The following is a 13561-nucleotide window of genomic DNA, read 5'->3' as shown; positions in this document are numbered from 1 at the left end:
CTCCTTCCGGGTACGGCCGGGGCGGCGGCGCGCCCCGGCCGTGGCGGGGGTCAGCGGACGCGGCCGGCGCCCGCGCGGTGGTCGACGATGCCGGGGACGGCCTTCGGGTGGTCGACCTTGGTGCGCAGGGTGGGCGTCCAGCCCGCGCCGGACTGGAGGGTCTCGGCGGGGATCTCCGCGTTGTGGACGGCGATCAGGTCGGTGAGCCTGCCGTTGACGTAGTTGTGCTCGGCGGTCAGCGGCGCCTCGCTCCACTTCTTCAGCACCTTGCCGACGCTGACGCCGGGCGCCAGCGTGAGGGCGTTGTGGCTGGCGTGGAGCTGGGAGTTGGCGCCGATGCCGAAGACGTAGCCGAACTTCTGGCTCTTGGTGACGACGAAGTGGTTGTTGTACGAGTCGACCTGGCCGAAGCGGACCCGCGGCGCCCGCTCCACGATGCCCTCGAAGCGGTTGTGGTGGAGGGTGACCTTGAGCTTGCCGGTGTCGGTGGCGCCCGCGCCGTCGCTGTTGCCGATCAGCATGGTCTTGTCGTGGTCGTTGAAGGAGTTCCAGGACACCGTCACGTAGTCGGCGCCCCGGACCACGTCCAGCAGTCCGTCGTGCTGCTGGTAGACCTTGCCGAAGTACTCGGGCAGGGAGCTGTCGGGATAGCGGCCGTCGGTGAGCGTGTTGTGGTCGATCCACACATGGGTGGAGCCGTAGACGACGACACCGTCGTACTCGGAGTTCCAGGCGCCGGTCTTGTTGTCGTCGGTGGGGTCCCACTGCGGGAAGCAGTCGACGGGGGCCTCGATGGTGAGGTTCCGGACGATCACATTGTCGACGCCCTTGATCTGGAGGCTGCCGCCGCGGATCCCGGAGTCACGGCCCACGCCCACGATCGTGGTGTTGGCGGGCACCTCGGCCTTGATCATCCTGTCCTGGTTGGCGGCGGACGCGGCCCGCAGGTCCTCCTGCTCACCGCTGACCGGGGTGTCGTGGCCCCAGACGGCGGGGTCGTAGTCGGCGAGGTACCGCTGGAAGTCGTAGCCCTCGGCGGCCAGCGCGTCGCAGCCCTCGGAGACGGCGTCGATCATGCCCTTGACCTTGATGATGCGGGGCGCGGTGCCCTCCTGGGCGAGGGCGGCCTTGAACTCCGCCCAGGTGGAGACGGTGTGGATCCGGTCCGCGGTGGCGGCCGAGCCGCCGGTGGTCCCGGCGCCCTCGGACGCCCAGCCGTCCCCGGCGGGGAGCACGCCCCGCGCCAGGTCGTGCTGGTGGGGCCGGGCCTGGGCGGCTTGGGCGCCGGTGATCCCGAGGACGAGCGAGACACAGCCGGCGACTACGACGGCTCTCTTTATGGCATGCGCATGCCATATCTGTGTGTGCATGAGTGCGGCTCTCTCTTCTTGAGCGGTGGGAATTGGGTCGGTGCTCAGGCCACGGCGTCGGGCCAGCTGATCCAGGACTCCGGGATCGCCTCGCCCAGCCGTCGTACGTCCCGCACGCGCAGCACGCGGGTGCGCAGCAGCTCGCGCGCCACGAGCCGCGCCACCTCGATGGCGCCGGGCGGGTTGAAGTGCGTGTTGTCCTGCTCGGTGGCGGTCCAGTTGAAGTACTTCTTGGTCTCCTCGACGCCGAGCGACTGCCACAGCTTTAGTGACAGTGCCTGGATGTCGAGCAGGGCGACCCGCTCCTGTTCGGCGAGGGCGCGCATCGCCGCCGGGTACTCGCCGTGGCTGGGGCGGGCGTTGCCCTCGGCGTCGAAGCGCCGCCGTTCCACGGCGGTGGCCAGCACCGGCCGGGCACCGCGGGAACGGGCGCCCTCGATGTACAGGCGCAGGTGGTCCTGGTACGTGGTCCAGGGCTCGGTGTAGCGGGTGGGGTCCTCGGCCTTCTCGTCGTTGTGCGCGAACTGGATCAGCACCAGGTCCCCGGGCCGTACGGCCGCGAGCAGGGCGTCCAGCCGCCCCTCGGCGACGAAGCTCTTCGAACTGCGGCCGTTGACCGCGTGGTTGGCGACGTCGAGCTGCCTGTGCAGGAAGAAGGGGAGGGCCATGCCCCACCCGGTCTCGGGTGCGGCGTCGGCGTACTTCTGGGCGGCGGTGGAGTCACCGGCGATGAAGACGGTCCGCCGGCGGTGCTCACCGGCGTGGGCGGTACCGAAGGTCAGGGGTACGGCGGCGGCGGTGAGCGCGGCACCGGCCACCTGTCTGCGGGTCAGCGACATGAGGCTGCCTTTCGATGGTGGGCCGGGGGTGTGGGGGCCTGCGCGTGCAGTCCCCCACGAGCGACAACCCCCGGGCCGTCAGGACTTCTTCTGCTCGTTCCACTCGGCCTGCGCCTCGTTCAGCTGCTCGGCGACCGTGTCGAGGAAGTCCTTCGCGCTCATCTTCCCGAGCAGGACCTTCTGGAAGTTCGGCTCGTTGTCGGCCTTGGAGATGGTGTTCCAGTCCGGCAGGTAGTACGGGAGCTGGACGATGGTGGTGGAGCCGTCGTTCAGCGCGGCGGCGGCGAGCTTGGTGGGCTCGGCCTCATTGATCCACGCGTCCTTCGCCGCCTCGGTGTTGGAGGGGATGGCGCCCGCCGACTCGTTCCACTTCGAGTTCGACTCGTGCGAGGCGGCGAACTCGATGAACTTCCAGGCGGCGTCCTTGTTCTTGGAGCTCTTGAACAGGCCGAGCCCGTCGACGGGGTTGGAGACCTGGACCCGCTTGCCGGAGGGGCCGATGGGCTGCGGGATGCCCCGGAACTTCTCGACCCCGAGCGCCTTCACATGGTCCTGGTAGGAGCCCAGGTTGTGGTTGAGCATGCCGATGGTGCCGGAGTCCCACTGGGCGACCATCTTGGTGAAGTCGTTGTTGAGGTCGGCGGCCGGGGTGACCTTCTTGTAGAGCGCCGCGTACTTCTCCAGCGCCTCGACGTTCTTCGGGTCGTTGAGGGTGGTTTTGTCGCCGTCCCAGAACTCGGTGATCCCGCTCTGCCCGTACATCGCGTCCAGGGCCTGCGCGATGGAGCCCGCGCCGCCGCGGATGGTGTAACCGAACTCGTTCTTGCCGGAGTTGGTGAGCTTCTCGGCCGCCTCGTAGAAGGCGTCCCAGGTCGTCGGCTCCTCCAGGCCCGCCTTCTTGAACAGGTCGGTGCGGTAGTACAGGACGCCGTTGTTGGCGGAGGTGGGGATCGAGTACATGTGCTCGTCGGAGCCGCCGGCCACCTTGACGGACGTGACCATGTCCTCGTTGAGCCTGCCGTTCAGGGAGGACTTGGCGAGGCGGTCCTCCACCGGCTCCAGCGCGTCCTGCGCCGCGATCCCGGAGAGCATCGCGGCACCGACACCGCCGACGTCCGGGAGCCCGCCGCCCTGGATGGCGGTGTCGTACTTGGACTGCACCTCGGTGGCGGCGATGGGCACGTACTGGACCTTGATGTCCGGGTTCGCCTTCTCGAAGTCGGCGATGATCTCCTTCCAGATGTCGGTGCGGACACCGCCGTTGTTGTCCCAGAAGACGATCTCGCCCTTGCCGGAACCCTCGGCCCCCTTGTCCCCTCCACCACCGCTGCCGTCGTCGCCGCAGGCGGTGGCGGTGAGGGCGAGGACGGAACCCAGGGCGACGGCGATGGCGGCGCGCCTGCTTCTACGGATGCTGATCTTCATTGGTCGGCTCTCTTCTTCTGGATGCTGCGAGTTATGGAGTTGTGGGGGGCGGTGGTGGCGGTGCTTCCGCCGTCTCGGCTGTGGTTCCACCTGCCTCGGCGGGATGTTTCGCCCACCTTCGGCAAGCGCTTGCCACGGAGATGCGTCTTTGCGGCTCCCGACGGGCGTACGGCTGCTAGGAGTTGGTGACCGTGAAGTGCGTGAAGGTTGCCGCGCCGGCGTGTCCCTGACCGGCGGGCGCGAGCGCGAACAGGCCGAGCAGGGCTCCGACCCAGCGCCAGGGGGTGGCGGCGAGGACGGGACCGGAGGGCGTCCAGCCGTCGCCGGTGTCGTAGTGGAACCGGCAGCGGGCGCCGGCCGCGATGTCGATGCGGAGCCGGACGGTGCCGTCGGGGGCGGGCACGGGGTGGGCGGCGTCGCGTTCGCGCTCGGCGACGGTCTCCGCGAAACGGTGGACCAGGCGGACCGAGCCGTCGCTCTCGCGCTGGAGCCCGATCCAGCCATACGCGTCGCCGAGCACCGCCAGTCCGGCCCGTGCTCCCGGCTGCTCGCTGTGCAGGCGCAGCCCCACCTCGACGGCGGCCGGGGTGCCGGGCAGCCGCTGGGTGAGGATGTTGGGCAGTTTCCGCAGGTCGTGCGGGTCGTCGGTGCGGACACAGGTGAGCCGCAGGCCGTCCGCCGAGTGCTGGGTGGACCAGCCGTCGCGCGGGTTGGCCGTCCACTGCCACTGCCTGCCGTACCGTCCGCCGGGGAAGTCGTCGTCGGTGGCGGGCGCGGCGGGCGGCTGCGGCGGCAGGGCGGGCCTGCGGTGTACGGCGACGGGGGCGCCGTCGGCGCCGATGACCGGCCAGCCGTCCGCGCCCCAGCGCATCGGCTGGAGGTGCACGACCCTGCCGTAGGCGCCGCGCTGCTGGAAGTGGACGAACCAGTCCTCGCCGACCCCGGTGCGCACCCAGCCGCCCTGGTGGGGGCCGTTGATGTCGGTGTCCCCCTGTTCGAGCACGATCCGTTCCTCGTACGGGCCGAAGAAGCCGCGCGAGCGGAAGGCGCCCTGCCAGCCGGTCTCCACTCCCCCGGCCGGGGCGAGGATCCAGAACCAGCCGTCGTGCCGGTAGAGCTTGGGGCCCTCCAAGGTGAACCAGCCGGGGATGCGGTCGCCGTCGACGATCACCTTGCCCGCGTCCAGGAGTTCGGTGCCGTCGGGACGCATCCGGTGCCCGGTGAGCCGGTTCTTGATCCCGGAGCGGGACTTGGCCCAGGCGTGCACCAGGTACGCCTCGCCGGTCTCCTCGTCCCACAGCGGGCACGGGTCGATCAGACCCTTGCCCGCCTTGACCAGGTGCGGCCGGGTCCAGGGGCCGCGGATCTCGGGGGCGTTGACCTGGTAGATGCCCTGGTCGGGGTCGCCCCAGAAGATCCAGAACCGGTCGGCGTGGTGGCGCAGGGACGGGGCCCAGACGCCGCAGTCGTGTCGTGGGACGCGGAACTCGGCCTCCGGTTCCAGGCGTTGCAAGGCATGGCCGACCAGGGTCCAGTTGACCAGGTCGCGGGAGTGCAGCAGCGGCAGGCCCGGTACGCGGCCGAAGCTGGAGGCGGTGAGGTAGAAGTCGTCCCCGACGCGTATCACGTCCGGGTCGGACCAGTCGGCGTTGAGGACGGGGTTGGTGTACGTGCCGGGGATGTAGGTGTTCACGCGCTCACCGCCTTGCGGACCAGCGCCCCGGCCGCCGCGTGGTCGAGGCGGCCGTCGGCGACGACGGTGACGATCCGCCGGACCACGGTCTCGCCGGGCGGTACGGTCAGCCGCTCGGTGTGGGCGAGCGAGGAGCCGACGCCCGGGTACTCCCCGGCGCGCACGAACCACGGGTCCTCACGGGTGCGTTCGGTGGCGCCCGCGAAGACCAGCGTCCAGGTGGAGCCGACGAGGGCGACCCAGTCGGCGCGGCTGCCGTGCGCCCGCTCCTCGCCTTCGGTACCCGGTTCCGCGTCCGGGACGAGCACGTCGGGGGACGTGTCCTCCTTCCGCGCCCGCCAGAAGAATCCGCCGTAGGCGGCGCCGGGGCGGCCGTTGGTGGCGGGGCTGCCGATGGACAGCGTGCCCGCGGTGACGTTGGTGAGGGAGAAGGTGAAGTCCAGCGCCCAGGCGGAGTCGGTGAGTTCGGTGGCGGCGACAGTGCGGCGCTCGCGCAGCAGCTCGGTTCCGGCGGCCGTCCAGCGCAGCTCCTCCACGAACCCGTCGGGGTCGCGCAGCTGGAAACCCAGGTGGTGCTGGGCGCCGTGGTTGTCCAGCTCGGTGGGACCCTGGTCGCGGACGAAGGTGCGGCCGCCCCAGAAGTTGTGCCCCTCGACGTCGGGAACGGCGACACCGACGCCGAGGTGGTGTGCGTGGTCGGCGGGCCGGAGTTCGGTGACCGGCGTGCCGGCCAGGGTGGTGACCGGGTGCAGATAGGGGCGCGGGCAGAGCCGGGCGGGCAGTTCGGGCCGCGTGACGTAGCGGGCGACCGGGCGGCCCGCGACGCGCAGTACCGGGGTGTCTCCGGTGGTCATCATGTGCTCACCTCTTTGCGCAGGGCGTGGGGCAGCGCCCAGGGGGCGCCCAGCTCGGAGTAGAGGGCGAGGGTGTCGGCCGCGGCAGCGACCAGGCCGTCGACGCCGGGCACGACCCGGCGCTGCTCGTCGGCGCGCAGATGCCAGGACCCGGCGGGCAGCGGGGCGGGGTCGGGGGAGAGCCGGATCGCCTCGACGACCTTCATGAAGGCGCCGGTCCGCTCGGGCGTGACCACCAGGTCGGTGCCGTCGGTGAGATGCCGGACCAGGTTCTCCAGCAGGTCGGTGCGGCCGTACTCGAACTCCTGCGGGCCGTGGTCGGCGCGCTGGAGCAGGACCCGGTCCTGCTTGTACCAGAAGGTGATGCGGCCACTGCTGCCGTGCACCACGACGTACGGCTCGTCGGGGTGCTCGGCGCACAGGGTGGCGGCGACGGTGACCGGGTGGCCGTGGGTGGTGGAGATCCGGACGCAGGAGGTGTCGTCGGACTCGATGTCGTTGGCGCGCAGCAGCTCGGTCTCCACGCCGGTGACGTGGTCGGCACGGTCGGTGCCGCCGAGCGCGAGGGCGGTGGCGACGGCGTGCGCGAGCGGGTTGGTGAGCGCCCCGTCGATCACGTCGACGCCGTGCAGGCGCCGCTTTCCGGCCCAGGGGGCGCGCCGGTAGTACGACTCGGGGCGGGCCCAGGCGCCGGCGCCGCCGATGCCGACGAGGGCGCCGATGGTGCCGTCGGCGATCATCCGGCGGATCGCGGGCACCGCGTGCGAGCCGAGCGACTGGAAGCCGATCTGGCAGGCGACGCCCGCCGCGGCGACCCCGTCGGCCATGCGCCGGAACTCGGCGTAGGAGGGGGCGGGCGGCTTCTCCAGCAGCAGGTGCACGCCCCGGTCGGCGGCTTTGAGGGCGAGGTCGGTGTGGGTCGGGATCGGGGTGCAGATCACCGCGATGCGGGCGCCGGTGGCGTCCAGCAGCGCCCCGAAGTCGGCGGACTGCTCCGGGGTGCCGAGCCCGTCGGGGATCTCCTTGGGGGTGAGCGGCGTGAGTTCGCAGATGCCGGCCAGCCGGACGATCCCGAGGCGCTGGAGGCGGCGGATGTTGTCCAGGTGCCAGCGGCCGTGCCCGCGCGCACCGGCCAGCACCACCGGGGTGGCCGTGTCCGTCGTGGAGGTGGTCATCCCTTCACCGCCCCCGCGCTGAACCCGGTGATCAGCCACTTCTGGATGAAGGCGAACACGATGACCACGGGAACGGCGGCGATGATGCCGCCCGCCGCGAGGGCGCCGAGGTCGACGCTGTCCGCGCTCATCAGGGTGTTGAGGCCGACCGGGACGGTCTGCTTCTCCTGGTTGTTGAGGAACATCAGGGCGAACAGGAAGTGGTTCCAGGAGTGCACGAAGGCGAAGGAGCCGACGGCGATCAGACCGGGCCGCAGCAGCGGCAGTACGACCACCCGGAAGGCCCGCATCCGTCCGCAGCCGTCCACCCAGGCGGCCTCCTCCAGGGAGTACGGCACGTTCTTGATGAAGTTGCTGATCAGGATCATCGACAGCGGCAGTTGGAAGACGGTCTCGGCGAGGATGACGCTGCCCAGCGAGTTGATCATCCGCAGTTCGGCGAAGATCTCGAACAGCGGCACCAGCAGCAGCGCGCCGGGCACGAACTGCGAGCACAGCAGGGCCAGCATGAAGGCCCGCTTGACCTTGAAGTCGAACCGGGCGAGCGCGTAGCCGCCGGCCAGGGCGACGACGGTGGTCATCACCAGGGTGGCCAGGCCGACCAGGACGCTGTTCTGGAAGTAGGTGCCGAAGCTCCGTTCGTTCCACACCTTGTCGAAGTGCTCGAAGGTCATCGGCCAGGGCACCAGCGAGGTCGAGCCGGCCGGGCGGAGCGCGAAGAGCAGGATCCAGTAGAAGGGGATCAGGGTGAACAGCAGGTAGATGCCGAGCGGCAGGTAGATCTGCCAGCGCGGGACCTCGTCCCAGGCGCGGTGGCCCTTGGCGGGCCGGGGCGGTGGCGGGGACGTGCGCACGGTGGGCACGGCGGGGGCGGCTTCCTTGATGCTCACTTGCTCTCGCCTCCGAACTTGCTCAGCCGCAGATAGACCATCGAGCAGAAGAGCAGGATCACGAACGCGACGGTGGTCAGGGCCGACGCGTAGCCGAAGTTGTGGGCGTCGACGCTGGTGTTGGCGATGTACAGCGGGAGGGTCGTCGTCTCGCCCGCGGGTCCGCCGCCGGTGAGGGTGTAGAGCAGGTCGACGTTGTTGAACTCCCACACCGCGCGCAGCAGCGTGGACAGGATGATGGCGTCCTTCAGGTGGGGCAGCGTGATGTGCCAGAACTGCTTGAACCGGCTGGCCCCGTCGACCTCGGCGGCCTCGTAGAGGTCCTTGGAGACGGACTGGAGGTCGGCGAGGATGAGGATCGCGAAGAAGGGCACCCCGCGCCACAGGTCGGCGACGACGGCCGCCGGGAAGACGGTGGAGGTGTCCGACAGCCAGCTGGTGCCGTAGGAGCCGATGCCCATGTCCGCGAGGTAACGGGTGATTCCGGTCTGGGAGTTGTAGAGCAGCACCCAGATCGCGGAGGTCAGTACGCCGGAGACGGCCCACGGTGAGAACACCAGCGCCCGGCCGAGCCCCCGCCCGACGAAGGTCTGGTTGACGATGAGGGCCAGCGCGAGTCCGAACAGCAGCTGGAGTCCGACCTCGACGACCACCCACTTGGCGCTGAAGACCAGGGTGTCCCAGAACAGCGGGTCGTCGGTGAAGGCGTGGACGAAGTTGTCGAAGCCCGCGAAGCCGTTGCGCCAGGGTTTGGTGGGGTTGTAGTTCTGCAGGCTGTAGTAGAAGACGCTGATCACCGGGTAGGCGATGAAGCCCAGCATGAGCAGGGCGGCCGGGGCGATCAGCAGGTACGGCAGCCTGCGTGGGGTGGCGGAGGCACGGCGCCGCCTCGGTGGCGCGGGTGGTTTCGCCACGGCTGCGGCTTGGGCCATGACTGTTTCTCCGTTCTCGGTGAAGCGCTTGCCGATCAGTGTTCGGGATCTCGACCAAGAAGGGCGGCGGTCGAGGGGGGGTTCAGCCGGCGTACGGGTCCCGCACCTCGCCCGGCCGGGCCAGGAACTCGAAGTCGCAGCCGGTGTCGGCCTGGCCGACCTGGTCGTTGTAGAGCGCGCCGTATCCCCGTTCGTAGCGGGTGGGCGGGGGTGTCCAGGCGGCCCGGCGCCGCTCCAACTCCTCGTCGTCCACGTTCAGTTGGAGGGCCCGCGCCTCGACGTCCAGGGTGATGAGGTCCCCGGTGCGGACCAGGGCGAGGGGTCCGCCGACGTACGACTCCGGCGCGACGTGCAGTGCGCAGGCGCCGTAACTGGTGCCGCTCATCCGGGCGTCGGAGATCCGGACCATGTCCCGTACCCCCTGCTTCAGGAGGTGGTCGGGGATGGGGAGCATGCCGTACTCGGGCATGCCGGGGCCGCCCTTGGGGCCGGAGTTGCGCAGCACCAGCACGCTGTCGGCAGTGATGCCGAGGTCCGGGTCGTTGATGGTGCGCTGCATGGCCTTGTAGTCGTCGAAGACGACGGCGGGACCGGTGTGCTTGAGCAGGTGCGGTTCGGCGGAGATGTGCTTGATGACGGCGCCGTCGGGGCAGAGGTTGCCGCGCAGTACGGCGACCCCTCCCTCGGCCGCGACGGGGTTGTCGCGGGGGCGGATGACGTCGTCGTTGTGCACCTGGGCGCTGGCGATGTGCTCGCCGAGGGTGCCGCTCACGGTGGGGCGGTCCAGGTGCAGCAGGTCGGGGATGCGGGAGAGGAAGGCGGGCAGTCCCCCGGCGAAGTGGAAGTCCTCCATCAGGTACGTCTCGCCGCCCGGCCGGACGTTGGCCAGCACCGGCACGGTCCGTGCGATGCGGTCGAAGTCGTCGAGGCTGAGGGGGACTTGGCAGCGGCGGGCGAGGGCGATCAGGTGGATGACGGCGTTGGTGGAGCCGCCGAGGCCGAGCACGGTGGTGACGGCGTCCTCGAAGGCCTCCCGGGTGAGGATCCGCGAGGGGGCGAGCCCGGTCCAGGCCAGTTCCACGGCGCGGCGCCCGGAGGCGGCGGCCATCCGCTCGTGCCCGGAGTCGACGGCGGGGATCGAGGAGGCGCCGGCCAGGGTCATGCCGAGCGCCTCGGCCGCCGCGGTCATCGTGGAGGCGGTGCCCATGGTCATGCAGTGGCCGGGGGAACGGGCCAGGCCGCCCTGAAGTTCGCGCAGTTCGCAGTCGGTGAGGTTGCCCGCGCGGTGCTCGTCCCAGTACTTCCACATGTCGGTGCCGGAGCCGAGGGTCTCCCCGCGCCAGTGGCCCGGCAGCATCGGTCCCGCGGGCACGAAGATCGACGGGATGTCGGCGGAGGCCGCGCCCATCAGCAGGGCCGGGGTCGACTTGTCGCAGCCGCCGAGCAGGACCGCCGCGTCCACGGGGTAGGAGCGCAGCAGCTCCTCCGTCTCCAGGGCGAGGAGGTTGCGGTAGAGCATGGGGGTCGGCTTCTGGTACGTCTCCGAGAGGGTGGAGACCGGGAACTCCAGCGGGAAACCGCCCGCCTGCCACACACCCCGCTTGACCGCCTGGGCGCGCTCGCGCAGATGCACGTGGCAGGGGTTGATGTCGGACCAGGTGTTGAGGACGGCGATCACCGGGCGGCCCCGGTACTCCTCGTCCTCGTAACCGAGCTGCCGCATCCGGGCGTTGTGCGACCAGGTGCGCAACTGGCCCTCGGTGCCGTACCACTGGTGGCTCCGAAGCTCCTCCGGGGATCTGCGGCGGCCGGTCATACCGACCACCCCGCGGCTATCGCGGCGACCTCGGCGCGCTCGCTCTCCGGCAGCGGGCGGCTCGGCGGGCGGACCTCGCGGCGGCACAGGCCGAGGGAGGCGAGGGCCTCCTTGACGACGGTGACGTTGTTGGCGGAGCCATTGGCGGCGCGCAGCTCCTCGAAGCGGCGGATCTGCTCCCAGACCTTCATGGCGGCCGGGTAGTCACCGGATCGAAGCGCTTCGATCATGTTCAGCGAAACGGCAGGGGCGACGTTCACCAGCCCCGAGGTGAAGCCGGTGGCACCCGCGGAGAAGTAGGAGGGGGCGTACGGCTCGGCGAGCCCGGCCACCCACACGAAGCGGTCCAGGCCCGCGTCCCGCGCGAAGGAGGCGAACCGGGCGGCGTCCGGGACGGCGTACTTCACACCGATCACGTTCGGGCAGTGGTCGGCGAGTTCGGCCAGCCGCCGCCCCTCCAGCCGCTCGTTGCGGATGTACGGCACCACACCCAGCTCGGGCACGGCCTCGGCGATGGCGCGGTGGTAGTCGACCCAGCCGCTCTGCGACACGTAGGGGTGCACGGGCTGGTGCACCATCACCATCGCAGCGCCCCGCTCCCGGGCGTGCCGGGCGGAGGCGACGGCGGTGGGCACGTCGTGGCCGACGCCGACGATGACCACGGCGCGGTCACCGGCCTCGTCGAGGGTGATCTCGGTGACGAGCCGGCGCTCCTGCGGGGTGAGGGCGTAGAACTCGCCGGTGTTGCCGTTGGGGGTGAGGGTGCGGATGCCTCCGTCGAGCAGCCGACGCAGCAGGGCCCGGTGGGCGTCCTGGTCGATGGTGCCGTCCTCGGCGAAGGGGGTCACCGGGATCGACACCACGTCGGCCAGGGCCGCCCGCTGGGTCTCGAACGTCTCGCTGCTCATTCCTGGCCTTCCTGGTCCGAGGCGTCGGGGAACGCCCGCTCGACGAACGACGCGATGTGGGAGTGCAGGGCGCGGGCGGCGCCGTCCGCGTCGCCCTCCAGGGCGAGCCGCAGGATCTCCCGGTGCTCACCGGCCTCCCGCTCCCAGGAGGGGGAGGCGGCCCAGGCGACGGCGGAGACGAGGGCGGCCTGGTCACGGACCTCGTCGAGCATCCTCCCGAGCAGCGGGTTGCCGCAGGGCAGGTACAGGGCGCGGTGGAACTCCCGGTTGGCCAGGGAGCGTTCGGCGGCGTCGGTGGCGTGGTCGGCGCGGGTCAGCGCGTCCTTGGCGGCGTCCAGCGAGGCGCCCCGGCGCACCGCCCGACGCAGCGCCTCGGGTTCGAGGAGCAGCCGCACGTCGTAGACCTCGCGCGCCATGTCCGCGTCCACCATGCGCACCGTGACGCCCTTGTACTGGCTCATCACCACGAGCCCGGTCCCGGCGAGTGTCTTGAGCGCCTCGCGCACGGGGGTCTTGGACACCCCGAACTGCGCGGCCAACTCGGTCTCCACCAGGGCCTGGCCGGGCGTCAGCCGGCCAGTGAGGATACGGCGTTTGATCTCCTCCAGCACATACTGCGTGCGGGAGGGGATCGGCGTGGGCACAGAGGTCATGCGCGCCTCTCGGATCTCACATATCGCGTCTCATATATGACGTACGAAGTACGACGCGATGAAGGTAGGAGCGCGCGTGTGTTTCGTCAATGCTTCTGACAAAGGAAGTTGAGGTTGCAGTCAGGGCCCGGTGACACCGATCCAGCGTCCGCGAACGGCCGTTGGGCCGCTGACCTCAGCTTCGGCGGTCGGCCGTGGGGCCGCTGACCTCAGCCTCAACGGCCGGCCGTTGGGCCACTGACCTCAGCCTCAACGGCCGGCCGTTGGGCCACTGACCTCCGCGTTCACGACCGGCTCCACCCCGGGTCCCGCCCGCTCAGGCCCACCGCGTGGTCCAGTACGGGGGCGGTGTCCGGGACCGGGACGACCGGCCCGAAGATCCGGTCGCGGCCCGGGTCGTGCTCGGAGGCGAGCTGGAAGGCGTGGCAGGCGTTCAGGGCGGCCGGGTCCGGGGTGTACGGCTGACCCGTGGCGCGGGCCAGGTCCCAGCCGTGGATGACGAGTTCGTCGATGGCGACGGCACCCGCGACCTCGCCGGGCAGGTCGAACCCGCCCGCCCGCGTCATCCCGGTCCACGCCTGCGGATCCCGCCAGGCCTCGGCGAGTTCGTCGAGGACCTTCGGGAACTCCTCGCGCCAGCCGGGCCCGATGTCGGGAACGGTGCCGAAGGGGTTGGTGTCGGTTGTAGCGCCCAGGCTCTTGCGGCCGGCGTCACGGAAGGCGACGGTCAGGCCCAGCAGGTGCCCCAGCAGATTGCGGACCCGCAGCTCCGGGCAGGGTGTCGGGTCCGTCAGCTGCTCGTCGGTCACGCCCTCGACGAGGCGGGCGAGGACCCTGGTCTGGGGCCCGAAGTCGATGGTGGATTCCGTCATGGCTGCTCAGCGCTCCCGTGGGTTCGATGGTGAAGGGTTGACCCTCGGGACGCCGAGAACTCATCGCCGCATCCCCCGCCGATCCGGCCTCTAAGGAACCTGCCCGATCCCTGCGCGGGGTCCTTAGCCCCACG

General features: G+C 70.8%; 12 protein-coding genes. All 12 read right to left on the bottom strand.

Going from position 1 to position 13561, the window contains the following annotated elements:
- Window positions 1-50: 50 nt before the first annotated feature.
- Window positions 51-1370 (bottom strand): pectate lyase family protein, encoded by a 1320-nt coding sequence (locus ACZ7L7_RS12695; protein ID WP_285515445.1) that lies wholly within the window; start codon window positions 1368-1370, stop codon window positions 51-53.
- A gap of 44 nt (window positions 1371-1414) precedes the next feature.
- A complete protein-coding gene (locus tag ACZ7L7_RS12690) occupies window positions 1415-2209 on the bottom strand; it encodes a rhamnogalacturonan acetylesterase (RefSeq protein ID WP_285515444.1) in 795 nt (264 codons plus the stop codon).
- Between the two features lie 78 nt (window positions 2210-2287).
- Window positions 2288-3634 carry an ABC transporter substrate-binding protein gene (locus tag ACZ7L7_RS12685; RefSeq protein WP_285515443.1) on the bottom strand — a complete coding sequence of 449 codons (1347 nt, stop codon included), beginning with the start codon at window positions 3632-3634 and terminating at the stop codon, window positions 2288-2290.
- 175 nt (window positions 3635-3809) lie between these two features.
- Window positions 3810-5327, bottom strand: a complete 1518-nt coding sequence (locus tag ACZ7L7_RS12680) for a glycoside hydrolase family 43 protein (protein ID WP_472075779.1) — start codon at window positions 5325-5327, stop codon at window positions 3810-3812.
- Window positions 5324-6181 carry a DUF6807 domain-containing protein gene (locus ACZ7L7_RS12675; protein ID WP_472075813.1) on the bottom strand — a complete coding sequence of 286 codons (858 nt, stop codon included), beginning with the start codon at window positions 6179-6181 and terminating at the stop codon, window positions 5324-5326. The genes ACZ7L7_RS12680 and ACZ7L7_RS12675 overlap by 4 nt, the downstream gene beginning before the upstream one ends.
- Window positions 6181-7356: a Gfo/Idh/MocA family protein gene (locus ACZ7L7_RS12670; RefSeq protein WP_472075777.1), complete on the bottom strand. Its 1176-nt coding sequence runs from the start codon at window positions 7354-7356 to the stop codon at window positions 6181-6183. Before ACZ7L7_RS12670 ends, ACZ7L7_RS12675 begins: the two co-directional genes overlap by 1 nt.
- Entirely contained in the window at window positions 7353-8246 is an 894-nt protein-coding gene (locus ACZ7L7_RS12665) for a carbohydrate ABC transporter permease (RefSeq protein ID WP_453607854.1), read from the bottom strand. The genes ACZ7L7_RS12670 and ACZ7L7_RS12665 overlap by 4 nt, the downstream gene beginning before the upstream one ends.
- Window positions 8243-9178 carry a carbohydrate ABC transporter permease gene (locus ACZ7L7_RS12660; protein WP_285515439.1) on the bottom strand — a complete coding sequence of 312 codons (936 nt, stop codon included), beginning with the start codon at window positions 9176-9178 and terminating at the stop codon, window positions 8243-8245. The genes ACZ7L7_RS12665 and ACZ7L7_RS12660 overlap by 4 nt, the downstream gene beginning before the upstream one ends.
- A gap of 82 nt (window positions 9179-9260) precedes the next feature.
- Window positions 9261-10994 carry an L-arabinonate dehydratase gene (araD, locus tag ACZ7L7_RS12655; protein WP_472075775.1) on the bottom strand — a complete coding sequence of 578 codons (1734 nt, stop codon included), beginning with the start codon at window positions 10992-10994 and terminating at the stop codon, window positions 9261-9263.
- A complete protein-coding gene (locus ACZ7L7_RS12650) occupies window positions 10991-11902 on the bottom strand; it encodes a dihydrodipicolinate synthase family protein (RefSeq protein WP_285515437.1) in 912 nt (303 codons plus the stop codon). The genes araD and ACZ7L7_RS12650 overlap by 4 nt, the downstream gene beginning before the upstream one ends.
- Window positions 11899-12555, bottom strand: coding sequence for a GntR family transcriptional regulator (locus ACZ7L7_RS12645; RefSeq protein WP_285515436.1), 657 nt, complete (start codon window positions 12553-12555; stop codon window positions 11899-11901). The genes ACZ7L7_RS12650 and ACZ7L7_RS12645 overlap by 4 nt, the downstream gene beginning before the upstream one ends.
- A gap of 284 nt (window positions 12556-12839) precedes the next feature.
- On the bottom strand, window positions 12840-13427 hold the full coding sequence (locus ACZ7L7_RS12640) for a TIGR03086 family metal-binding protein (protein ID WP_285515435.1): 588 nt from the start codon (window positions 13425-13427) through the stop codon (window positions 12840-12842).
- Between the last annotated feature and the right edge of the window lie 134 nt (window positions 13428-13561).

This window comes from Streptomyces sp. NPDC110618 (assembly GCF_055657065.1).
This window is presented reverse-complemented; position numbering and strand designations above follow the sequence as displayed.